Source organism: Caulobacter sp. LjRoot300 (genome assembly GCF_964253875.1).
Lineage (GTDB): Bacteria > Pseudomonadota > Alphaproteobacteria > Caulobacterales > Caulobacteraceae > Caulobacter.
Genome location: NZ_CAXUSA020000004.1, coordinates 494724 through 516286, shown reverse-complemented (window position 1 = coordinate 516286; position 21563 = coordinate 494724). Strand labels below are relative to the sequence as shown.

At 70.0% G+C, this 21563-nt stretch carries 18 protein-coding genes; 6 read left to right on the top strand and 12 right to left on the bottom strand.

The genetic code is table 11. The annotated features are described in order from the left end of the window. Positions 1-65 precede the first annotated feature (65 nt). The 3 genes from ybaL (at position 66) to ACSQ2G_RS16870 (ending at position 4684) form a co-directional block, all read left to right on the top strand. Positions 66-1715 (top strand): YbaL family putative K(+) efflux transporter, encoded by a 1650-nt coding sequence (ybaL, locus tag ACSQ2G_RS16880; RefSeq protein WP_436032797.1) that lies wholly within the window; start codon positions 66-68, stop codon positions 1713-1715. A 261-nt stretch (positions 1716-1976) separates the two neighbouring features. Next, positions 1977-2477 carry a copper chaperone PCu(A)C gene (locus ACSQ2G_RS16875; protein WP_436032795.1) on the top strand — a complete coding sequence of 167 codons (501 nt, stop codon included), beginning with the start codon at positions 1977-1979 and terminating at the stop codon, positions 2475-2477. Between the two features lie 80 nt (positions 2478-2557). After that, positions 2558-4684 carry a M13 family metallopeptidase gene (locus ACSQ2G_RS16870; protein ID WP_436032793.1) on the top strand — a complete coding sequence of 709 codons (2127 nt, stop codon included), beginning with the start codon at positions 2558-2560 and terminating at the stop codon, positions 4682-4684. Between the two features lie 197 nt (positions 4685-4881). On the opposite strand, the gene ACSQ2G_RS16865 is transcribed toward ACSQ2G_RS16870, so the two are convergent. Both ACSQ2G_RS16865 and dapE read right to left on the bottom strand, forming a co-directional pair. Continuing rightward, the gene (locus ACSQ2G_RS16865) at positions 4882-5322 is read right to left on the bottom strand and encodes an EamA family transporter (protein WP_436032791.1); all 441 of its coding nucleotides are present in this window, start codon (positions 5320-5322) and stop codon (positions 4882-4884) included. Further along, positions 5322-6476 (bottom strand): succinyl-diaminopimelate desuccinylase, encoded by a 1155-nt coding sequence (dapE, locus tag ACSQ2G_RS16860; RefSeq protein WP_436032789.1) that lies wholly within the window; start codon positions 6474-6476, stop codon positions 5322-5324. The genes ACSQ2G_RS16865 and dapE overlap by 1 nt, the downstream gene beginning before the upstream one ends. 52 nt (positions 6477-6528) lie before the next feature. Between dapE and ACSQ2G_RS16855 the strand changes: the two genes are divergently transcribed. From ACSQ2G_RS16855 to pseG, 3 genes are all read left to right on the top strand, one after another. Beyond that, complete coding sequence (locus ACSQ2G_RS16855) at positions 6529-7011, top strand: cupin domain-containing protein (RefSeq protein ID WP_436032905.1); 483 nt, start codon at positions 6529-6531, stop codon at positions 7009-7011. A 383-nt stretch (positions 7012-7394) separates the two neighbouring features. Next, the gene (locus ACSQ2G_RS16850; RefSeq protein WP_436032903.1) at positions 7395-8111 is read left to right on the top strand and encodes a cytidylyltransferase domain-containing protein; all 717 of its coding nucleotides are present in this window, start codon (positions 7395-7397) and stop codon (positions 8109-8111) included. Beyond that, positions 8108-9166: a UDP-2,4-diacetamido-2,4,6-trideoxy-beta-L-altropyranose hydrolase gene (pseG, locus tag ACSQ2G_RS16845; protein ID WP_436032788.1), complete on the top strand. Its 1059-nt coding sequence runs from the start codon at positions 8108-8110 to the stop codon at positions 9164-9166. The genes ACSQ2G_RS16850 and pseG overlap by 4 nt, the downstream gene beginning before the upstream one ends. A gap of 32 nt (positions 9167-9198) precedes the next feature. Here pseG and ACSQ2G_RS16840 read toward each other — a convergent pair whose 3' ends face one another. The 10 genes from ACSQ2G_RS16840 to ACSQ2G_RS16795 all read right to left on the bottom strand — a co-directional run bounded on the left by ACSQ2G_RS16840 (position 9199) and on the right by ACSQ2G_RS16795 (position 21526). Beyond that, entirely contained in the window at positions 9199-10500 is a 1302-nt protein-coding gene (locus ACSQ2G_RS16840; RefSeq protein WP_436032787.1) for a leucine-rich repeat-containing protein kinase family protein, read from the bottom strand. A 134-nt stretch (positions 10501-10634) separates the two neighbouring features. Further along, positions 10635-11480, bottom strand: a complete 846-nt coding sequence (gene dapD / locus ACSQ2G_RS16835; protein WP_436032785.1) for a 2,3,4,5-tetrahydropyridine-2,6-dicarboxylate N-succinyltransferase — start codon at positions 11478-11480, stop codon at positions 10635-10637. 1 nt (position 11481) lies between these two features. Continuing rightward, on the bottom strand, positions 11482-12144 hold the full coding sequence (locus tag ACSQ2G_RS16830) for a pyrimidine 5'-nucleotidase (RefSeq protein ID WP_436032784.1): 663 nt from the start codon (positions 12142-12144) through the stop codon (positions 11482-11484). After that, on the bottom strand, positions 12141-13055 hold the full coding sequence (gene argB, locus ACSQ2G_RS16825) for an acetylglutamate kinase (RefSeq protein WP_436032782.1): 915 nt from the start codon (positions 13053-13055) through the stop codon (positions 12141-12143). Before argB ends, ACSQ2G_RS16830 begins: the two co-directional genes overlap by 4 nt. A 250-nt stretch (positions 13056-13305) precedes the next feature. After that, positions 13306-13590, bottom strand: a complete 285-nt coding sequence (locus tag ACSQ2G_RS16820; RefSeq protein ID WP_436032780.1) for a SemiSWEET family sugar transporter — start codon at positions 13588-13590, stop codon at positions 13306-13308. 2 nt (positions 13591-13592) lie between these two features. After that, positions 13593-14060, bottom strand: coding sequence for a response regulator (locus ACSQ2G_RS16815; protein ID WP_436032778.1), 468 nt, complete (start codon positions 14058-14060; stop codon positions 13593-13595). 17 nt (positions 14061-14077) lie between these two features. Continuing rightward, positions 14078-15199, bottom strand: coding sequence for a photosensory histidine protein kinase LovK (lovK, locus tag ACSQ2G_RS16810; RefSeq protein ID WP_436032776.1), 1122 nt, complete (start codon positions 15197-15199; stop codon positions 14078-14080). A 157-nt stretch (positions 15200-15356) separates the two neighbouring features. After that, entirely contained in the window at positions 15357-16409 is a 1053-nt protein-coding gene (locus ACSQ2G_RS16805; RefSeq protein WP_436032774.1) for a sulfate ABC transporter substrate-binding protein, read from the bottom strand. Between the two features lie 133 nt (positions 16410-16542). Then, complete coding sequence (locus ACSQ2G_RS16800) at positions 16543-18012, bottom strand: porin (protein ID WP_436032772.1); 1470 nt, start codon at positions 18010-18012, stop codon at positions 16543-16545. Between the two features lie 244 nt (positions 18013-18256). Further along, entirely contained in the window at positions 18257-21526 is a 3270-nt protein-coding gene (locus ACSQ2G_RS16795; protein WP_436032771.1) for an autotransporter outer membrane beta-barrel domain-containing protein, read from the bottom strand. Positions 21527-21563 lie beyond the last annotated feature (37 nt).

The window sequence follows — 21563 nt, the reverse complement described above, 5'->3', positions numbered from 1 at the left end:
CTCCTGGGCATCGTCACCCATATTGGTTGAGTACGCCCGAAAATGTTGACCGTCAAGGAGCGCCTTTGCACCACACCTCGCTGATCGCCACCATCGTCGCGGGCCTGGGCCTGGCCTTCGTGTTCGGCGCCCTCGCCAACCGCCTGAAGCTGCCGGTCCTGGTCGGCTACCTGGTGGCCGGCGTGGTCGTCGGCCCGTTCACCCCCGGCTACGTGGCCGACCAGGAGCTGGCCCCGCAGCTGGCCGAGATCGGGGTGATCCTGCTGATGTTCGGGGTGGGGCTGCACTTCTCGGTCAAGGACCTGATGGCGGTGCGCAAGATCGCCATCCCCGGCGCCGTGGTCCAGATCCTGGCCGCCACCGTCCTGGGCATCGGCCTGGCCCACCTGCTGGGCTGGACGCTCGGGGCCGGCATCGTGTTCGGCCTGGCCCTGTCGGTGGCTTCGACCGTGGTGCTGCTGCGCGCCCTGCAGGAGCGGCGGCTGATCGAGACCGACCGCGGGCGCATCGCCGTCGGCTGGCTGATCGTCGAGGACCTGGCCATGGTGCTGGCCCTGGTGCTGCTGCCGGCCCTGTCGGGGATCCTGGGCGGCGAGGCCCCGCCGCCCGGCCCCGGAGGCCTGTTCGGCGCCTTCGCCATGACCATCGGCAAGGTCGCGGCCTTCGTCGCCCTGATGCTGATCGTCGGCCGCCGGGTGATCCCGTGGATCCTGCACCGCATCGCCCACACCGGCTCGCGCGAGTTGTTCCGCCTGGCGGTGCTGGCCATCGCCCTGGGCGTGGCGTTCGGTTCGGCGGCGCTGTTCGGCGTCTCGTTCGCCCTGGGGGCCTTCTTCGCCGGCATGATCATGGCCGAGAGCGAGCTTTCCCAGCAGGCCGCCAACGAGACCCTGCCCCTGCGCGACGCCTTCGCGGTGCTGTTCTTCGTGTCGATCGGCATGCTGTTCAACTGGTCGGTGATCCTGCGCGAGCCCCTGGCCGTGCTGGCCACTCTGGCGATCATCGTGATCGGCAAGTCGCTGGCCGCCTGGTTGATCGTCGTCGCCTTCAAGCGCCCGCAAAGCGTGGCCCTGACCATCTCGGCCAGCCTGGCCCAGATCGGCGAGTTCTCGTTCATCCTGGCCAGCCTGGGCGTGTCGCTGAAGCTGCTGCCCAAGGACGGCCAGGACCTGATCCTGGCCGGGGCCATCCTGTCTATCCTGCTCAACCCGCTGCTGTTCGCGGTGCTGGACAAGGTGCTGCCCAAGCTCATCGGGCGGACGGGCGAGCCGGCGGTCCCGGCGCTGGCGGCCCAGCCGCACGGCGTGCTGGTCGGCTACGGCCGGGTCGGCAAGGCCGTGGCCGAGGGATTGAAGGGCCGCATGCCGCTGGTGGTGATAGAGGACGAAAGCGAGCGGGCCGACGACCTGCGGGCCGGCGGCTTCGAGGCGGTCCAGGGCAACGCGGTCAGGCCCGAGGTGCTGCTGCGGGCCGGCCTAGCCGAGGCCACCCACCTGTTCGTCGCCGTGCCCAGCCCGTTCGAGGCCGCCCGGATCATCGAACAGGCCCGCGCCGCCAACGCCAGGGTCAAGATCATCGCCCGCGCCTATACCGACAACGATGTCGACCTGCTGACCGGCATGGGCGCCGACCACGCCCTGATCGGCGAGCAGGAGATCGCCCGCGGCATGCTGGCCCTGGCCCCGAAGCGCGCGGCGCCGGCAAGCGCGCATTAGGGGGCGAGTGTTCACGTCCGGCGTTTTGGAAGATCTTGACCAACAACAGTTGTCATCCCGGAAGCCTCGTAGAGGCTGTCCGGGACCCAGGGCCGGCGCAATGCGGTGGTCCTGGGTCCCGGCTCTCCGCTTCGCTGCGGCCGGGATGACAACATCGGAGACGAGTTCGACGGCGTCGAGCTCCACATCGTCATCGTTTCAACAGGTCGCTTTACCAACGCCCGCCGAACCGGGCATGAAGCTTCGATGCAGAGAACCGTCATGAACCGCCTCGCCCTCGCCTTCGCCGTCGTCCTGGCCGCCGCGGCGCCCGCCTTCGCGGCCGACTACCGGGTCGGCGGGATCGAGATCCGCCATCCGTGGACGCGGCCCGCCCAGGCCGGCATGAACGGCGTCGGCTACCTGACCCTGGCCAATGTCGGGGCCAAGCCGGTCAGGCTGCTGATGGTCCAGAGCCCCGCCGCCCGTTCGGTGACCGTGCACCAGACCAGCCAGGCGGGCGGGGTCTCGTCGATGCGGCCGGTGACCGACGGCCTGACGATCGCGCCCGGCGCCAAGGTCGCCTTCGCGCCCGGCGGTTATCACCTGATGCTGATGGGCCTGACCCGCGCCCAGGCCCTGGGCGGCAAGGTCCCGCTGACCCTGGTGTTCGACGGCGGCCGGCGGATCCGCGTCGACCTGGCGGTGGAATCGGGCGCCCCGAAGGCGGGCGCCGGGCCGGCCGCGACCGATCCGATGGCCGGCATGCACCACGACCACTGAAACATGACAAAAAAGTAAGGGACGAAACGCCCCTATTGATGGCCAAGTCGCGGTTCGGTTTTTCAACGGATCGCTGCTTCATGAAACGAATCTGGTTCGCCGCCGCCGCCATGGCCGCGCTGTCCCTCTCGGCCTTCGGCGCGAGCGCGCGCGAGGATCACGACCACGCCTGCCTGAACGAGGCCTGCACCCTGCAGTCGCTGTTCGTCGCCGCCGACACCCCGGCGGCCGGTCCGGCGACCATGTCGCTGGAGTCGCCGCGCTACGGGACCTGGGGCTTCGACGTCGCCGGCATGGATCGCTCGGCCCGGCCGGGCGACGACTTCTACAAGTTCGCCAGTGGGACCTGGGACGCCAACACCGCCATCCCCAGCGACCGCACCCGCTACGGCAATTTCGACAAGCTGGCCGAGCTGTCCGAGGCCCGCACCAAGGCGATCATCACCGAGGCCGCCGCGAGCAAGGCCCCCGACGCCGACACGGTCAAGATCGGCGCCGCCTACAAGGCGTTCATGGACGAGGCCCTGGCCGAAAAGCTGGACGCCAAGCCGATCGCCCCCGAACTGGCCGACATCCGCAAGGTCGGGACCAAGGACGACTTCACCGCCCTGATGGGCCGCAACCCGACCACCGGCTTCTCGGCGATCCTGGGCCTGGGGATCAGCCCCGACGCCAAGGCCCCGACGCGCTACGCGGTCTACGCCACGACCGGCGGCCTCAGCCTGCCCGACCGCGACTACTATCTCGATGCCAAGTTCGCCGAGAAGAAGGCCGCCTACGAAGCCTATGTCGCCCAGATGCTGACCCTGATCGGCTGGGACAAGCCGGCCGAGAACGCCAAGGCCGTCGTCGCCTTCGAGACCCAGCTGGCCGAGGCCTCCTGGACCCGCGCCGAGCGCCGCGACCGCGACAAGACCTACAACCCCATGACCCTGGCCGAGCTCCAGATGCTGACCCCCGGCTTCGCCTGGAACCGCTATCTGGTCGGGACCGAGCTGCCGGCGATCGACCGGGTGGTGGTGACCACCAACACCGCCTTCCCCAAGTTCGCCAAGATCTACGCCGACACCCCGCTGGACACCCTGAAGGCCTGGCAGGCGTTCAAGGTCGCCGACGGCGCCGCGCCGCTGCTGTCCAAGCGCTTCGTCGACGCCAGCTTCGCGTTCCGCAACAAGACCCTGGCCGGCCAGCCCGAGCAGAAGCCGCGCTGGAAGCGCGCCGTCGCCTCGGTCAACGACCAGCTGGGCGAGGCGGTCGGCCGCGTCTATGTGGCCCGCTACTTCCCGCCGGAGTCCAAGGCCAAGATGATCGACCTGGTCGGCAACATCCGCGGCGTGCTGAAGGCGCGCCTGGAGACGCTGGACTGGATGTCGCCGGAAACCAAGGCCCAGGCCGAGGACAAGCTGGCCCAGTTCACCGTCAAGATCGGCTATCCCGACAAGTGGCGCGACTATTCCAAGCTGGTGATCAAGGCCGACGACGTCTACGGCAACGCCCTGCGCTCCGGCGCCTTCGAGTGGCGCCACGACGTCGAGCGCCTGAACCAGCCGGTCGACAAGACCGAGTGGGGCATGACCCCGCAGACGGTCAACGCCTACTACAACTCGGTCAACAACGAGATCGTCTTCCCGGCCGCCATCCTCCAGGCCCCATTCTTCCATCCGGACGCCGACCCGGCCGTCAACTACGGCGGCATCGGCGGGGTGATCGGCCACGAGATCAGCCACGGCTTCGACGACCAGGGCCGCAAGTCGGACGGCAAGGGCGTGCTGCGCGACTGGTGGACCGCCGAGGACGCCGCCAAGTTCAAGGCCCAGGCCGACAAGCTGGGCGCCCAGTACGGCGCCTTCGAGCCCCTGCCCGGGGCCAAGGTCAACGGCGCCCTGACCATGGGCGAGAACATCGGCGACATGGGCGGCCTGGCCTTCGCCCTGCAGGCCTACCACGCCTCGCTGGACGGCAAGCCGGCCCCGGTGCTCGACGGCTTCACCGGCGACCAGCGCGTCTATCTCGGCTGGGCCCAGGTCTGGCGCTCGAAGATCCGCGACGACGCGCTGCGCCAGCAGGTGGTCAGCGACCCCCACTCGCCGGCCTATTACCGCGTCGACGGCACGATCCGGAACCAGGACGGCTGGTACAGCGCCTTCGACGTCAAGCCGGGCGACAAGCTGTACGTGGCGCCGGAGGACCGGGTGCGGATCTGGTAGTTGGCTTCAGGAGCGTCTTGAACCCTCTCCCATGGGGAGAGGGAGGGGCCCAAGCGAAGCTTGGGAGGGTGAGGGCGTAAAACGTCCGACGGAGCATCCGGCCTGACGCGTCAGGTCGGGTGCTCCCCGGGTCCGCCAGGCGTCGGCCGGTTCCGAGGTCGCCGCCGTCTCGGCGATCGAGACCGCGTCCGTGGTCCCTAGACCCGCACCGCCACCAGCACCGCGCCGGCGGCGATCAGGGCCACCCCCAGCCAGTTCAGCGCGGACAGCCTCTCGCCCAGGAACACGGCGGCGATGATCGCCACGAACACCACCGACAGCTTGTCGACGGGCGCGACCTTGGCCGCCTCGCCCAGCTTCAGGGCTCGGAAATAGCACAGCCACGAAGCGCCCGTGGCCAGGCCCGACAGCACCAGGAACAGCCACGAGCGCGGGGCGATCGAACCCGGCCCGCGCCACTCGCCGGCCACGGTGAGGATCAGGCCCGCGAAGCCCAGGATCACCACGGTGCGGATGAAGGTGGCCAGGTTGGAGCCGACGCCGTCGATCCCGACCTTGGCCAGGATGGCGGTCAGGGCCGCGAACACCGCCGAGGCCAGCGCCCAGAAGGGCCAGCTCGCCAGGGCCGCGCGGCCCATCAGGCGAAGGCCGCGAAATAGCGCCCGATCAGGGCCTGGTAGATGTTGGCCAGGTCCTGGATCTCCTGCACCGGAACCCGCTCGTCGACGGCGTGCATGGTCGCCCCGACCAGGCCGAACTCGACCACCGGGCACAGGCTGCGGATGAACCGGGCGTCGCTGGTGCCGCCGGTGGTCGACAGCTCCGGCACCCGGCCGGTGGCGTCGCCCACCGCCTGGACGATCACGTCAGTGAAGACGCCCGGCTCGGTCAGGAACGCCTCGCCGCTGATCTTGCACAGCGCCTCGACCCGGCCGGAGAAGCCCTCGGCGGCCTCGCGGCACTCGTGCTCGATCCAGGCGGCCAGGTCCTTGCCCTTGTGGGCCGGGTTGAAACGGATGTTGATCCGCGCCTTGGCGCTGGCCGGGATGACGTTGGTGGCGGTGTTGCCGACATCGACCGTGGTGACTTCCAGGTTCGAGGGCTGGAAGCCCGTATAGCCCTCGTCCAGCACCCGGCTCTGCAGGCGCGAGAGGATGTCGACCATCACCGGGATCGGGTTGGCGGCGCGGTGCGGATAGGCCACGTGGCCCTGCTTGCCGTCGACGGCGATCCAGGCGTTGATGCTGCCGCGCCGGCCGATCTTGACCATGTCGCCCAGCAGGTTGGCGCTGGTCGGCTCGCCGACGATGCAGTGGTCGATGACCTCGCCCTCGGCGGCCAGGGCCTGGACGACGCGGACCGTGCCGTCCTCGGCCACGCCCTCCTCGTCACCGGTGATCAGGAAGCTCAGCGAGCCGGGCAGGTCCTGCGGCAGACGGGAAACAGCGGCGACGAAGGCGGCGATGGCGCTCTTCATGTCGACCGCGCCGCGGCCGTAGAGCACGCCGTCCTTGATCTCGGCCTCGAACGGACCGGCGGTCCAGGCCGTCTTGTCGCCGACCGGCACCACGTCGGTATGGCCGGCGAAGCAGAGGTTGGGCCGCGCGGTCCCGCGCCGGGCGTAGAGGTTCTCGATCTCGCCGAACCTCATGCGGCGGCAGGCGAAACCCAGGGCCTCCAGCTGGCGTTGCAGCACGTCCATCGCGCCCTCGTCGGCCGGGGTCACCGAAGGACGGCGGATCAGCGCCTGAGCGAGGGCCACGGGGTCGAGGGAGAGGCTGGTGTCGGTCATCGTGCTGGCTTTAGGCTCCCCCGACGCCCGACGCAAACCCGAGAACACCGCCATGCCCAAGATCGACATCCCCGCCGCGCCCACACGGATCGGAACCGACTATCCGCCGCCCCATGACGCCAAGTGCCAGGGACGGCGGCGCTGGGCCCTGGGCGACCTGGCGGGACTCGACCAGTTCGGCGTCAACCTGATGCGCCTGCCGCCCGGGCAGTGGAGCAGCCAGCGCCACTGGCATTCGGCCGAGGACGAGTTCGTCTTCGTGGTCGAGGGCGAGGTGGTGCTGGTCGAGGACTCCTTGGGCGAGGGGGCCGGCGAGACCGTCCTGCGGGCCGGCGACTGCGCGGGCTTCAAGGCCGGCGTCGCCAACGGCCACCACCTGGAGAACCGCTCCGACCGCGAGGCGGTGCTGCTGGAGATGGGCTCGCGCCGGCCCGGCCAGGACACCTGCACCTATGCCGACATCGACATGGTCGCGCGGGCTGGGGAGGACTTCTATCGACACAAGGACGGCACGCCCTATCCGTCCAAAGCGTAGCGGGCGCCCCGGCGCGCGGCAGGGCTGTCACATATGGACTTGCTCTGAAAAAAGCTGTCATCCCGGACAAGCTCGGCGAAGCCGAGCGCAGATCCGGGACCGCCGGAAGCTCTGAGTTCACGCCTCGGTCCCGGATCTTCGCGCTGCGCGCCCAGTCCGCCGTTAGGCGGACCGCTCACGCGACCCGAGGCGGGATGACAACCGCTTTTGGCCATATGCGATAGCCCTGGCGCGCGGGGTTGGGCCGTGGCCGGTTTCTTGTCCGGCATGGCCCGGCGCGCTATGGTCCGGGGGCGTGTGGAGGACGGAATGGGTCCGGTCGTTCAAGCTCTTCTCGGTCCGATATCCATGGCGCTGCCGGCCGCCCGGCGGGTCGGCCGCCGCTGATCCTCGCCGTCCTCCAGGCCCGCATGGGTTCCGAACGCCTGCCGGGCCGGCCGTCGATGCCGCTGGCCCGGGCGCCGCTGGTCGTGCGCCAGATCGAGCGGATGGCGCGGGCCCGGCGCCTGGACCGGATCGTGGTCTCGACCACGACCGATCCCGCCGATGACGTGCTGGAGGCGATGGTCCGGCGCGAGGCTGTCGCCGTCCATCGCGGTCCGCCCCAGGACGAGCTGGCCCGGCTGGCCGGGGCCCTGGACGCCCATCCGGCCGACCATGTCGTGCGCATCAGTGACGACAGCCCGCTGATCGACCCCGACCTGATCGACGCGACGATCGCCCTGCACCTGTCCGAGGGCGCCGACCACACCACCAACCGCTCGCCCGGCGCGGCCTTCCCGGCCGGCCAGGGGGTGGAGGTGATCACCGCCGAGGGCCTTCGCCGCCTGGCCGCCGAGAGCGCGGCGCCGCGGCTGCGGGCCGGAGACGGGCCCGAGGCGCCGCCGACGCCGGTCCGCTGGTCGTCGCTGGCCCTGCTGGCCCTGCCCGACCAGGGCGAGGTTCACTGGGCGGTCGAGAGCCCGGCGGACTACGCCTTCGTGGCGGCGGTCTATGATGCGCTGTATCCCGCCGACCGCGCCTTCACCTCGGCCGACGTGCGGGCGCTGCTGGAACAGCGGCCGGACCTGGCGACGTTCGGCGGAGCCAGGCGGTTGTGAGGGCGGCGTCCCGCCCCGCCATCCTCTTCATCGCCGACGCCGGTCCCCGCGTGGGCGGGGGCCACGTCATGCGTAGCCTGACCCTGGCCCGGGCGTTGGAAGACGCCGGCGCGACCTGCCGGTTCCTGGTCGCCCCGGCGGCCAAGGCGGTGTTCGACGCGTTCGGCGGCGGGATCTCGTCCATCGCCACCGGCGACCTCACCCAGGCCGAACTGATCGAACGCGCGGCGGACTTGGCGCGGCGCCACGACGCCGTGGTCATCGACCACTACGGCCTGTCCGCCCCCGATCACCGGGCCATCGCCGCCGGCCGGCCGACCCTGGTCATCGACGACCTGGCCGACCGCCCGCTGGCCGCCGACCTGGTGCTGGACTCCGGTCCGACCCGCGACGCGGCCGATTATGACGGCCTGGTCCCGGCCGGCGCCGAGCGGCTGCTGGGGCCCAACCACGCCCCGGTCCGTCCCGCCTTCGCCGCCCTGCGCCGAGACGCCCTGGCCCGCCGCGCCGGCGCCCCGTCCGTGCGGCGCATCCTGGTGTCTCTGGGCCTGACCGACGTGGGTGCGATCACCGGGCGGGTCGTGGACCTGATGCTGCCCTTGGTCGGCGACGCCGTCCTGGACGTCGTGCTCGGCTCCGGCGCGCCCAGCCTGCCCGGGCTGCGGGCGCTGGCCGGGCGCGAGCCTCGCCTGGCGCTGCATGTCGACAGCCAGGACATGCCGCGGCTCACCCTCCAGGCCGACCTGGCCGTCGGGGCCGGGGGCTCGAGCACCTGGGAGCGCTGCGTCCTGGCCCTGCCCACCCTGCTGCTGGTGCTGGCCGCCAATCAGCGCGAGGCCAGCCAGGCCCTGGCCGAGGCCGACGCCGTCCTGGCCCTGGACGTCGCCGATCCGGACTTCGACACCGCCTTCGCGACCGAGCTTTCCCGCCTGCTCGCCGACCCTGCGCTGCGCGATCGCCTGTCGGCGGCCTCGGCCGCGGTCTGCGACGGGCGAGGGGCGGCGCGGGTCGCGGCGCATTTCCTGGACCTGATCGCGCGACGCCGGGCTGGATAGCGGCGGGAAAACCCGAAGGTTGCTTCAGACTTTCAGTCCAGATCGGGCAGGTTCCGGGCCAGGACATCCACGACCTGGGCCATCGAGGGGCGGCCGGCGACCTCGGGTCGCGTGCAATCGGCCCGCAGGGCGCGGATGGCGGCCGGACTCTCGTCCTCGCAGCGTTCCAGCAATTCGCCCAGCAGCCGTCCCCAGGCCAGGACATCCAGGCGGTCCAGCGGATCGTCGGGACCGCCCGGCAGGAACGAGGCGCCGCCCAGATCGCTGAGCACGGCCCGACCGGCCCCGCCGTCCCACAGGACGTTATGGGCGTAGAGATCGCCGTGCGACAGGCCCTTGGCGTGCAGATGCAGGGCTCCCGCGCCGACATCCAGGGCGATGCGCAGGGCGACATCCAGGTCCAGGCGCAGGCTGGGATCGTAGACGTCGCGCGAGCAGCTCTCCAGGCTGGGCGGGCCGGCCAGCACCCGCCAGTCCGGCGGCAGCAGGGCCATCAGCAGGCCCTGGGCGCCGTCGGGATGGTCGGCCAGCTGGCCCAGGGCGCCGGTCAGGTTCGGATGCTCGCCGGCGGCCAGGCAGGCGGCCATCTCGCGTTCGGGCAGGCCGTCGCTGGTCATCGCGCCCTTGAACAGCTTCAGGGCGACGGGACGGATCTCCGCGCCGTCGATCCAGTCGGCCGCCTGGACCTGGCCCGAGGCGCCCTCGCCCAACGGACGTCCCGGCCGCATGGCCGACCAGGCGACGGTTCTCCCGGGCGGCGGCGCGCCGTGGTCGAACGGATTGCCGGCCCAGGCCAGCCAGGCCAGGCTCGGCGCCTCGGCCAGCCAGCCGGGCAGGGCCTCCAAGCGGTTGGCCGACAAGCGCAGCAGTTCCAGCCGCGAATGGCCGGCCAGGCTGTCCGGCAGGGCCTCCAGCCGATTGCCCGACAGCATCAGCTTCTGAAGCAAGGGCCGCTCGCCCAGCGGGGCCGGCAGGGTTTCGATGGCGTTGTCGGTCAGGGTCAGCCAGCGAAGGCCCGGGGGCAGGGCTTCGGCCGGGACCTCCCGCAGGCCGCAACCGCGAAAACCGACCTGGCTCAGCGCCGGGCAGTCGCCCAGGCTGGGCGGCAGCCGCTCGAACCGGTTGCCCGAGCAGAACAGCACCCGCAGCCGGGTCAGCCGGCCCAGGTCGTCGGGCAGGCTGGTCAGGGCGGCGCCGCTGAGGTCCAGCACCTCCAGCGTCTCGGCCAAGGCGAAGATCTCGCGCGGGAACTCGGTCAGCCCCTCGCGGAGCCGCAGTTCGCGAGCGCCGGCCAGGTCGCCGGCTCGCAGTTCGGCCAGGGTGGCGGTCGGCATCAGCTCTCCATGGACGGCGACGCCCCCTCAGTCGCTTCGCGACAGCTCCCCCAGAGGGGGAGCATCTAGCACTGCGCAGATCCTCCCCCTCTGGGGGAAGTGGCCCGAAGGGCCGGAGGGGGCTTTTGCCGTATTCAGTCGCGCAGCAGGTCGTTGATCGAGGTCTTCGACCGGGTCTTGGCGTCGACGGTCTTGACGATCACCGCGCACGACAGGCTGGGGCCGCCGTTCTTGTCGGGCAGGCTGCCGGGCACCACGACGCTGTAGGGCGGCACCTTGCCCATGTGGATCTGGCCGGTGGCGCGGTCGATGATCTTGGTCGAGGCCGAGATGAACACGCCCATCGACAGCACCGAGCCCTCGCCCACAACCACGCCCTCGACCACTTCCGAACGCGCGCCGATGAAGCAGTCGTCCTCGATGATGGTCGGGTTGGCCTGCAGGGGCTCGAGCACGCCGCCGATGCCGACGCCGCCCGACAGGTGGACGCGCTTGCCGATCTGGGCGCACGAGCCGACCGTCACCCAGGTGTCGACCATGGTGGAGTCGTCGACATAGGCGCCGATGTTGACGAACGACGGCATCAGGATGACGTTCTTGCCGACATAGGCGCCGCGGCGGACGATCGAGCCGGGCACGGCGCGGAAGCCGGCGGCCTCGAACTGCGGGGCGTCCCAGCCGTCGAACTTGTTGGGAACCTTGTCCCACCACGGACCCACCGCGCCGCCCAGGGTGCCGGCGTGCATGACCTTGTTGGGGTTGAGGCGGAACGACAGCAGCACGGCCTTCTTCAGCCACTGGTGGGTGGTCCATTCGCCGTCGATCTTTTCCGATACCCGCACCCTGCCGGCGTCGATCATCAGCAGGGTCTCCTCGACCGCCGTGCGCACCGGGCCGGTGGTGGCGGTGGAGACGCCGTCGCGGGCCTCCCAGGCGGCTTCGACTTCGGTTTGCAGGTCGGCGAGGGGGAGAGAGGTCATCTCAGGCTTCCTTCAGGCGCGCCGAGGTCAGGAACCCGGCGAGGTCGTGCGTGCGGTGATGGACGAAAGGCGCGGTCGAGGCGGCCGCGTGGGCGCCGACCAGGACGGTGGTCATGCCCAGCAGGGCGGCGGGGGCGAGGTTCTTCTCGCTGTCCTCGAAGAAGGCGGTGGCCGGCGGGGCCAGGGCGTGGCGGGCGACCACCTTCTCGAAGGTGGCCATGGCCGGCTTGGGCAGGTAGTCGGCCGTCTCGATGGCGAAGACGTCCTCCATCAGCTGCGCCAGGCCCAGGTGGTTCAGCACCCGGTCGGCGTGGCCCAGCGAGCCGTTGGTGAACACCAGCCGGCGACCGGGCAGGGCCTGGATCGCCGCCCGCAGCGCCGGGTCGGGCGTCAGGCAGTCCATCGAGACGTCATGCACCTCGTCCAGGAATTCCTTCGGCTCAATGCCATGGTGGGCCATCAGTCCGGCCAGGGTGGTGCCGTGCTCGGTGTAGTAGCGCTTCTGGATCGCCCGGGCCTCGTCGCGGGGCAGGCCGGTGGCCTTCTCCATGAAGTCGGTCATCTTGCCCTCGATCAGGGCCATGAACTCGCATTCGGCCGGATAAAGGGTGTTGTCGAGGTCGAACAGCCAGGTCTCGACGTGCGTCAGGTCGGGCCCGCTCATTTCGAGATCAGCGTACCCGCGCCGTGCTCGCTGAACAGTTCGACCAGCATGGCGTGGGGACGGCGGCCGTCCAGGATGACCACGGCCTCGACGCCGGACTCCACCGCGTGAATGGCGTTCTCCAGCTTGGGGATCATGCCGCCGCTGGCCACGCCGCTCTCGATCAGGCCGCGGGCCTCGGCGACGGTCATCTGGCGGATCAGCTGGCCCTCGCCGTCCAGCACCCCGGCGATGTCGGTCAGCATCAGCATCCGCTTGGCCTTCAGCGCCCCGGCCAGGGCGCCGGCCACGGTGTCGGCGTTGATGTTGAAGGTCTGGCCCTGTTCGGACACGCCGATCGGGGCGATCACCGGGATGTAGTCGGTCTCGGAAGTCAGCAGGGCCTGGATGATGTGCGGGTCGATCTTGGTGGGCTCGCCCACGAAGCCCAGGTCGACGGCCTGCTCGATGTTGCTGTCCGGATCCTTGCGGGTGCGGGTGACCTTCTCGGCGGTGATCATCCGGGCGTCCTTGCCCGACAGGCCCACGCCGCGGACGTCGGCTTCAGCGCCCGCGAGCGTGATCCAGTTGGCGATTTCCTTGTTGATGGCCCCCGACAGCACCATCTCGGCCACTTCCATCGTCGCCTCGTCGGTGACGCGCAGCCCGTCGACGAAGGTCGACTTGACGCCGGCCTTGTCGAGCATGCGGCTGATCTGCGGGCCGCCGCCGTGCACCACGACGGGATGGACGCCCAGCAGCTTGAGCAGCACGGCGTCGGCCGCGAACAGCTTGGCCACCTGCTCCTGGCCCATGGCGTGGCCGCCGTATTTGATCACCACCGTCTCGCGGTCGTAGATCTGGATGTAGGGCAGGGCTTCGGCCAGGGTCTTGGCGGTGGCCCAGCCCGCTTCCTCGGCGACGTCGGTCAAGGCGGCGGTCCTGTAAGGCGAAAGGCGCGCCTCGATAGCGGACGTGGGGACACGTGTCACGCGTCGCCTGAAGTTTTGAAGGGAACCGCGCCGGGCCCCAAGATTTCCCATCGCCCCTCACCGTTGTCATCCCGGAAGCCTCGCAGAGGCTGTCCGGGATCCAGGGGACTGGGCTGAAGCTGTGCGGCTGTCCTGGGTCCCGGACAAGCGCTGCGCGCTTTCCGGGATGACAACCTTGATGGGGTCGGGTTCAGCCCTTCCGGTCGAACCGCCACTTCAGCGCCAGCACCGCGCCCGACATCAGCAGGCAGGCGGTGTTGGAGGCGATCACCGGCCAGGCCTCGATCAGCACCCCATAGGCGATCCAGCAGGAAAAGCCGGCGACGGTGACCACATAGGTCCGCAGCGACACCGACGAGGCGTCCTTCTCGCGCCAGATCTTGACGATCTGCGGGGCGAAGCTGGTGATCGACAGCAGGGCGGCGGCCGTGCCTATGGCTGAAACGACCAAGGGGGCCGCGAGCGTGGGGCCCATGCCTAGACGGCTTGGGGCAGGGTGGTCGTCAGGCCCCAGCGCTCGGCATAGGCCGGCGACAGCTCCAGCCCCAACGGCGGCGGGCCGGGGGCCAGGCCCTTGCGCAGGCAGATCGTCAGATAGGTCAGGGCGGTCTTCACGCCATATTCGGAATAGGGCTTGCCGATCACCCCGCAGGCGCCGGCGAAATCGTCGGGCAGGCGCTTGACGTTGGCGGTCATGAACAGGGCCACGCCGCCGCAGTCGTCATGGATGGTGCGGGCCACCTCGACGCCCGTGGGGCCGTCGCGCAGGTGGACGTCGACCAGGGCCAGGTCCGGATGCAGGTCGCAGGCCAGGGCCACCGCCTCGTCCGAGCTCATGGCCAGGCCCACCGAGTGGAACCCGACCTCCTCGGCCAAATACTCCAGTTCGGTGGCCAGCAGGACCTCGTCTTCCACGATCAGAACGTCGAGCGGGCGCTCGGTCATCACCAGATCAGCCTTCTTCAGTGATGAACGCCGTTGATCGGCAGGTGCACCACGACGCGCGTCCCGGGGTCGGCGGGCGTGGTCTCGGTCCGGGCCTTGAGCTGCTGGCACAGCAGCTGGACGATGGTCAGACCGAATCCGCCCGACGATGCGGAACTCTCTAGTCCAACGCCGTCGTCGGTGATTTCGATCCGGAAGTCCCCGTCCTGGCGCGCGATGCCGACGAAGATCTCGCCCTGGCGGCCGTTCAGAGTCTCGGGCGGGAAGGCGTGGCGCAGGGCGTTGGAGAACAGCTCGCTGAGCACCAGGGCCAGGGGCGCGGCCTTGGAGGCGGCGATATCGACCCGTTCCAGGTCCAGCCGGACCTTGATGTCGTCGCGCCGCGCCGACCCGACCATGTCGCCGACCAGGTCGCGCACGAAGGCCGAGACGTCGAAGCGCTCGACGTCGTCGCTCTGGAACAGGCGGCGATGGACGGTGGCGATGGCGCTGACCCGTTCCAGCATGCCCCGCAGGCTGCTCTTGACCGCCGGGTCGGTGACGCGGCGGTTCTGCAGCAGCAGCAGGGACGAGATGAGCTGGAGGTTGTTCTTGACCCGGTGGTCCACCTCGTGGAGCAGGGCGGTCTTCTGCTGCAGGGCCTGGGTCAGGTCGGCGGTGCGGGCCTCGACGGCGGCCTCCAGACGGTCGCGGGCGTCGCCCAGTTCGAACTCGACCCGCTTCTTGTCGCTGATGTTCAGCTGTGAGCCGAAGAAGTAGTCGATCTGGCCGCTCTTGCCGTGCACGGGCGACAGGCTGAGGGCGTTCCAGAAGGTCGTGCCGTCCTTGCGGTAGTTGAGGATGTCGATCGTGACCTCCTCGCCGTGGGCGATGGCGCGCCGCAGGGCGCCAATGGCGGCGGGATCGGTGTCGGGTCCCTGCAGGAAACGGCAGTTGCGGCCGATGACCTCGTCGCGGTGATAGCCGGTCAGGCCCAGGAAGGCGTCATTGGCGAAGATGATCGGATTGTCCGGCTGATGGGCGTCGGTGACGATCATCGCCGTGCGGGCGGCGCGGATCGCCGCGGCGAACGGATCCCCGACGCCATGTTCGGCGGCCAGTTCCTCCGCCGCGCGCTCCGACCGCAAGATGTCCGTCATTTCGTGAGAAGCCCGACCTTCTGACCTGCCCCGTGGTTTCCGAGAACGCCGGCTGGCAAGTCGGGTTCCAGACAGGCGAACAGAACGCACAACGGCGGAAACACCAAGTGTTTCCGCCGCCATGGTCGTCTGGGTCGTTAATGAGAGGCCTGGCCCCTTACTTCGGCTTGTAGATCCGGTCGAAGACGCCGCCGTCGGCGAAGTGGGCGGCCTGGGCCTTCTTCCAGCCGCCGAAGGTGTCGTCGATGGTCACCAGGGGGATCGCCTTGAACCGCGAGGCGTACTTGGCCGCCGCGGCCGCGTTGCGCGGACGGTAGTAGTTCTTGCCGATCAGGTCCTGGGCGATGGGGCTGTAGAGGAAGTTCAGGTAGCCCTCGGCCGCCAGGCGGGTCTTGTGGCGGTCGACGTTCCTGTCGATCAGGGCGACCGGCGGCTCGGCCAGGATCGACAGCGACGGATAGACGATGTCGAACTTGCCCGGCAGTTCCTCCTGCGCCAGATAGGCCTCGTTCTCCCACGACAGCAGCACGTCGCCCAGGCCGCGCTGGGTGAAGCTGGTGGTCGCGCCGCGCGCCCCGGTGTCCAGCACCGGCACGTGCCGGAACAGCTCGCCGACGAAGGCCTCGGCCTTGGCCGGGTTGCCGCCCGGCTGCTTCAGGGCCCAGGCCCAGGCGGCCAGGTAGTTCCAGCGCGCCCCGCCCGAGGTCTTGGGGTTGGGGGTGATCACATCGATGCCCGGCTTGATCAGGTCGCCCCAGTCCTTGATCTTCCAGGGATTGCCCTTGCGGACCAGGAACACGATCGTCGAGGTGTAGGGGGTGGAGTTCTGCGGCAGGCGCGACTGCCAGTTGGCCGGCAGCAATTTGGCCCTGGCGGCGATCTCGTCGATGTCATAGGCCAGGGCCAGGGTGACCACGTCGGCCTGCAGGCCGTCGATCACCGAGCGGGCCTGCTTGCCCGAGCCGCCGTGGCTCTGGTTGATGGTCAGGGTCTGACCGACCTTGTCCTTCCAGTACTTGGCGTAGGCGGCGTTGATGTCCTTGTAGAGCTCGCGCGTCGGGTCGTAGCTGACGTTCAGCAGGGTCAGCGGCTTGACGCCCTGGGCGTGGGCCGATCCGGCCAGGGCGGCGGGAACGGCCAGGGCCGCGGCGCCGGCCGCGCCCGAGCCCAGCAGGCCGCGTCGCGTGGGGGTCTTGAGATCTTGGGTCATGGCGATGTCGCCTCGCTTGAGAAGATGGATCTTGAAAAATCGCGACCAGCCTGGCCCTGGCTGGCGACGCCGCGCCGGGCGTCGGTCCACGTCCCTCCCTCGCGAAGGGAGAGGGACGTGGCTCCGCCCAGTTCTAGAACGCGTACTGGCTGCGCAGGTTGACGGCCTTGTAGCTCTGGCCGATCTGGACCGCGGCGGCGTCGCGACGGTCGACGTCGACGTCCAGATAGTCCAGCGAGAACTTGGTCACCGAATTGGGGAACCAGTTGAGGCCGACGGTGGCGATCTCCTGCACGCCGCCGCGCACCCGGTCGGCCGCCACGGTCGCATATTCGTGGTGGTTGAGGTCCAGCACCGAATAGCGGGCCGCCAGCTCCCAGGCGCCCCACTTGCCGGCCTTGGGATCGAACGGGTTGGCGATGGTCGGGGCGTCGAAGGCGAAGTTGGCGGGGTTGTACTTGCGCTGCTCGCCGGTCAGCACCCAGCCGCCCTCGACGTACCAGCCCGAGAACTTCGGGTCGGTGACGTTGGCGGCGCGGTTGCGGCGGTCCAGCGCGATGTCGAAATATTCGCCCTGGATCAGGAAGTTCTTCTTCTGGGCGGCCAGTTCGAAGCCGTAGTGGCGGGCGCCCGACGAGTCGATGGCGCCGGAGCTGACCAGGCGCGTGCCGTCGGTGCGCAGCTCGGGACGGTCTTCCACGGTGACCGGATAGGCGCCGGCCACGGCGGTCTGGGCGGGCTGGGCGATCCGGCTGGCGTTGACGCCGACATGGGTCAGCCAGTCATAGCCCTTGAACGGGACGAAGGCGACGCGACCCACGTAGCCCAGCTGCTCGTCGAAGGTGGCGCCGTCACCGGCCTTGGCCCCGGTCACCGCGCCCGAGATCAGCCAGCGCTCACCCACGGCCTGGGCCTGCAGCGAGATGCGGCGGTCGGCGCCGGCCAGGCCGCGGGTGGCCTCGGAACCGGAGGGACGCTCGGGGAACAGCGAGCCGTTGGTCGAGGCGGCGTCCTCCAGGCCCAGGTTCGGCGCGAACGCCCCGACCTTCACCTTGAACGGCGCGTAGTTGTACTGCAGGTACAGCTCCTGCAGCTGGCCCGCGCCGTCGGTGCCCGCGCCGCCGAAGTCCAGCAGCACGCCGTAGTCGAAGTTCTTGAAGGCCCGGCCGTCGACGCCCAGGCGGGCGCGGCGGAAGTTGGTGCCGCTGTTGAGGTCGCGGCCGGTGGTGGTCGCGGGCTGGCCGCTGTCCTGGTTGTACCAGGTGGCGTCCAGCTGCATCACCGCGTGGATGTTGGCGCTGAAGGCCCCGTCGCCCGAGGCGATGGTGGGCTTGCCGCCGGCGATGCTGACGGTGGTCTGGGCCTGGGCGGTGCGCACGTCCTTGAGGCTGGCGGCGGTCGCGGCCTTCAGGTCGGCGATCTGGCTGGACAGGGCCTGGAGCTGGGCTTCCAGCGCCTCGATGCGGGCCTGCTGCTGCTCGGGCGTCTGGGCCGTCCCCGAGGCGCTTTGGGCCTGGGCCGCGCCGGTCATGGCCAGCAGCGAGGCCCCGGCGATCAGCGCCGTTCGCAGGACGCTCCGAGCGGTTCTCTGTGTGTTGATCATGGCTTTCCCCTCTCGACGCCTTGTCGGCGCCGCCGTTGACTGGAACAAAAGACGATTATTCCTACGTGTTAAATAGAGATAAGAGCGCGGGGCTTTGAGTTTTCCTTCAGGCTCCCGGCGGGCCCTCGCGGCAGGTATGGTCAAGCTATTGGAATCCAAAACGAAAAAGGCCCGCGCCGAAGCGCGGGCCCTGTTCGTCAGTGTTCGTCATATTCGTCCCTGAAGTCCAGGGACGAGGCTAGATCTAGAACATCGCCCGGCCGGTGAGCTTGAGGTTGTAGCGCTTCTGCTTCTTGGCGGCCTCGGCGTTGGCCTCGATCGCCAGGTAGGACATCGGCGTGCCGGCCCGCAGGGCCAGGCCCAGGGTCACCGCGCCGTCCTTGTCGTTGGCCGCCGCCAGGGTGAAGGGCGTGCCGCCGCCGGTGAACTGGGCCACGGTGTCGCCGATCTCGCCGGCCAGCAGCTGGCGATAGCCGACCCGCACTTCCGGACGCCACCACAGGTCGCGGCCGTAGTCGGCGCCCAGCACCACCCCGACGTCGCCGGTCAGGCTGTCGGACGTGCGCTTGTGGACGATCTGGTCGAAGCCGTCGCCGCCGCCCTTTTCCTTGCGCTGGCCCTCGCTGAGATAGAGGTAGTCGACGGAGGCCTCGGGACGGACGAAGTAGCGGCCGGCGAACTTGGTCTCGTAGGCCGTGCCGGCGTAGGCGTTGAAGGTGTAGCCGTTCCACTTGGCGCTGTTCTTGCGCTGGACGTCGGCCACGCCGTCGCCGTTCAGGTCGCCGGAGTTGAACGTCCGGTCGCCGTCGTACCAGCCGTAGCCGCCGCCGCCGCCGATGTTCATGCGCCAGCCGCCGATCGACCGGCGCCAGTAGGCGCCCAGCTGGACGAAGTTGCCGGTGGTCTGCTCGCCCACCTTGGCGGCGATGTCGTGTTCCTCGACGCTGGCATAGGCCAGGGTCAGGCCCAGGGCGCCGCCGGCGTCGCCCATGGCCTCGTAGCCGCCGACGAAGCCGAAGGCCTGGGTGTCCGACCCCATGGTGTCGTCGGTGTCGCGCCGCACCAGGGTGTTGATCTCCTGGATCCACAGGCTGTCGGGCCCGTAGCGGTCGCCCGGGTCGGGACGGAAGGCGGTGGCGGTCGAGATCGCGTGGTTGACGTTCTGCAGGGCCGCGAAGAAGCCCTCGCCCTGGTCGGGCATCATCTGGTCGTAGAGGCCCAGCAGGCCGTCCTTGGTGGTCTGGCTCAGGAAGGCGGTGGAGATGTCCTTGTCCTTGCCCAGCGCCGCGAAGGTGGCGTCGTAGGCCGAGGACTGGGCCGTGTTCATGCCGATCTCGCCGGCCGTGCGGCGGCGGACGTCCAGATAGACGTTGTTGGCGTCGGTGCGGCTGGAGGCCACGTAGAGATAGGGCGTGCCGCCCAGCAGGTCCTGGTTGATCGTCCCGGCCGTCAGCGAGCCGGCGGTGATCACCGTATAGCTGGTCGGGGCGCTCAGCAGGCTGGTCAGGCGCAGGCCGATCTGGGCCCCGGACGCGATGTTGGCCGAGCCCGAGACCACCAGGTGGCTGTTGGCCCCCGCGCCGTTGTTGGCGCTTGGGTCGGCGGTGAACACCAGCTTGCTGTCCGCGCCCAGGGTCAGGCTGGAGGCGTTGATGTTTTCGGCGTTGGTCAGGCCCAGCGAGCCGTTGCCGATATTGATCGCCAGCTGGCCGTCCGAGTCGCGCAGGGCGCCCAGCATGACGGCGCCGCCGCCGATGGTCAGGGTGTCGGCGCCGGCGCCGAAGGCGACGTCGCCCACCACCGAGCCGCTCTGGAGGTTGAGGGTGTCGGCCCCCGAGCCGAACAGAATGCTGCCCACGATGACCGGCGTGCCGGTGGTCGCCGTGCTGGTCGCCGAGGTCACCGTGTCGGTGCTGGGGAAGGTGGTCGTGGTGGTGGTCGAGGTCGGGGCGACCTGGTTCACCGTGACGCCGGCGGTCGAGGCGCGCAGGTCCAGGGCGATGGCCGAACCGGTGGCGACGGCGGCCGGGGAGGGCGCGGTCCCGTCCGACTTGCTCGTCGGGGCGGCGACCTGGGCGGTGATCCGGCCGCTGTTGGTGATGTTGGTCAGGGTTCCGGCCGAATCCAGCACGCCGACGGCGTTGCCCAGTTCGCCGCTGCGGACCACCTGGATGACGCCGCTGTTGTTCAGGCTGGTCGCGCTGGCGCCGGCGTTGATGACGACGCCGCGCGCGTCGCCCGTCAGGCCGGATCCGGCGTAGGAGGCGCTGGTCGAGGAGATTTGGCCGCGATTCCAGATCGAGGGGACGTTGGCGCCGGCCGTCAGGTTGACGCCGGTGGCGTTGGCCTCGCGGGCGCTGGCCGAGATGGTGCTGTCGAATCGCGCGCCGCCGGCCAGGGTGGTGGCCTGGCCCGTCGCGCCGCCGATCTGCACGGCGGTCGAGGTGACCTTGTCATAGACCCCGTTCGACGCGATGGCGCCCTTGGCGACGAGGCCAAAGGCGTTGTCGGCGGCGCCGACCGCGCCGATCGAGACGGCCTGGGTGTCGGAACCGATCAGCAGGGCGGGCGCGGCCCCGTAGGTGGCGATCGACGCCGTCGAGGTCGTCGAGGAACTGATGGTGGTGGTCGTGGTGGTCGTGCCGTCGACGACGGTCGAATAGGTCGGCCCGTTCAGCAGCACGCCGCCGGCGACGTTGCCGCCGATGCGCACGGCCGGCCCGCCCTGCAGCAGGTCGTCGGCGTCCAGCTTGTCGACCGAGGTCTGGGCGGGGCGGGTGGTGTAGCGATAGCCGGTGGTGGTGACGGCGCCCTGCAGGGCGAAGGCGCCGCTGACATCGCCGTCGACCGCCACGCCGGTGGCGTTCAGGCCGGTCACGGTCGTGGCGCCGTTGATCGTCACCTTGCCGGTCACCGGGCCGGCGACATGGACGCCGTAGGTGTTGTCGCCGAGCACGCTGATCGAACCCGCGGTGGTCAGGTTGCCGACCAGGCCGCTCTCCAGCGAAATGCCGGCCGAATTGTTGCCTTCGATGGCGATCGAGCCGGTCGAGCCCTGGACGATGTCGCCGGTGAACACGCCGGGGCCGGTCAGGCGGATGCCGTAGCGGTTGGAGCCCTTGGCGAACGGGCCGTCCAGGTCGCCGTCGCTGTCGGTGTCGGTCGGGGTGTAGTCCTCGGTCAGGCTGATGGCGGCGTTGTTGGTCACCGAGCCGGTCGTGCCGCCCTGGATCAGCACGCCGGTCGAGTTGTCGACGCCCACCGTGGTCAGGCCGTTGCCGCCCAGGGTGACCTTGTTGTTGCTGTTGAGGGTGACCAGCGGGCCCGCCGTGGTCAGGGTGATGCCCCCGCCCGTGTCGACCTTCACGTCGTCGGGCGCGCCGGCGGACGTCGCCGTCGCCGTGGCGATCGGCGTCGTACGCGCCGTGTTGATGACCGTCTCAGCATAAGCGCCGAACGCCATGGCCAGGAGAGGAGCGGTTGCGACCGTCGCGACCAGGACCTTGCGCTGCATTCCGAACGACACCTTAGAGATAATCCCAGACCCCAGA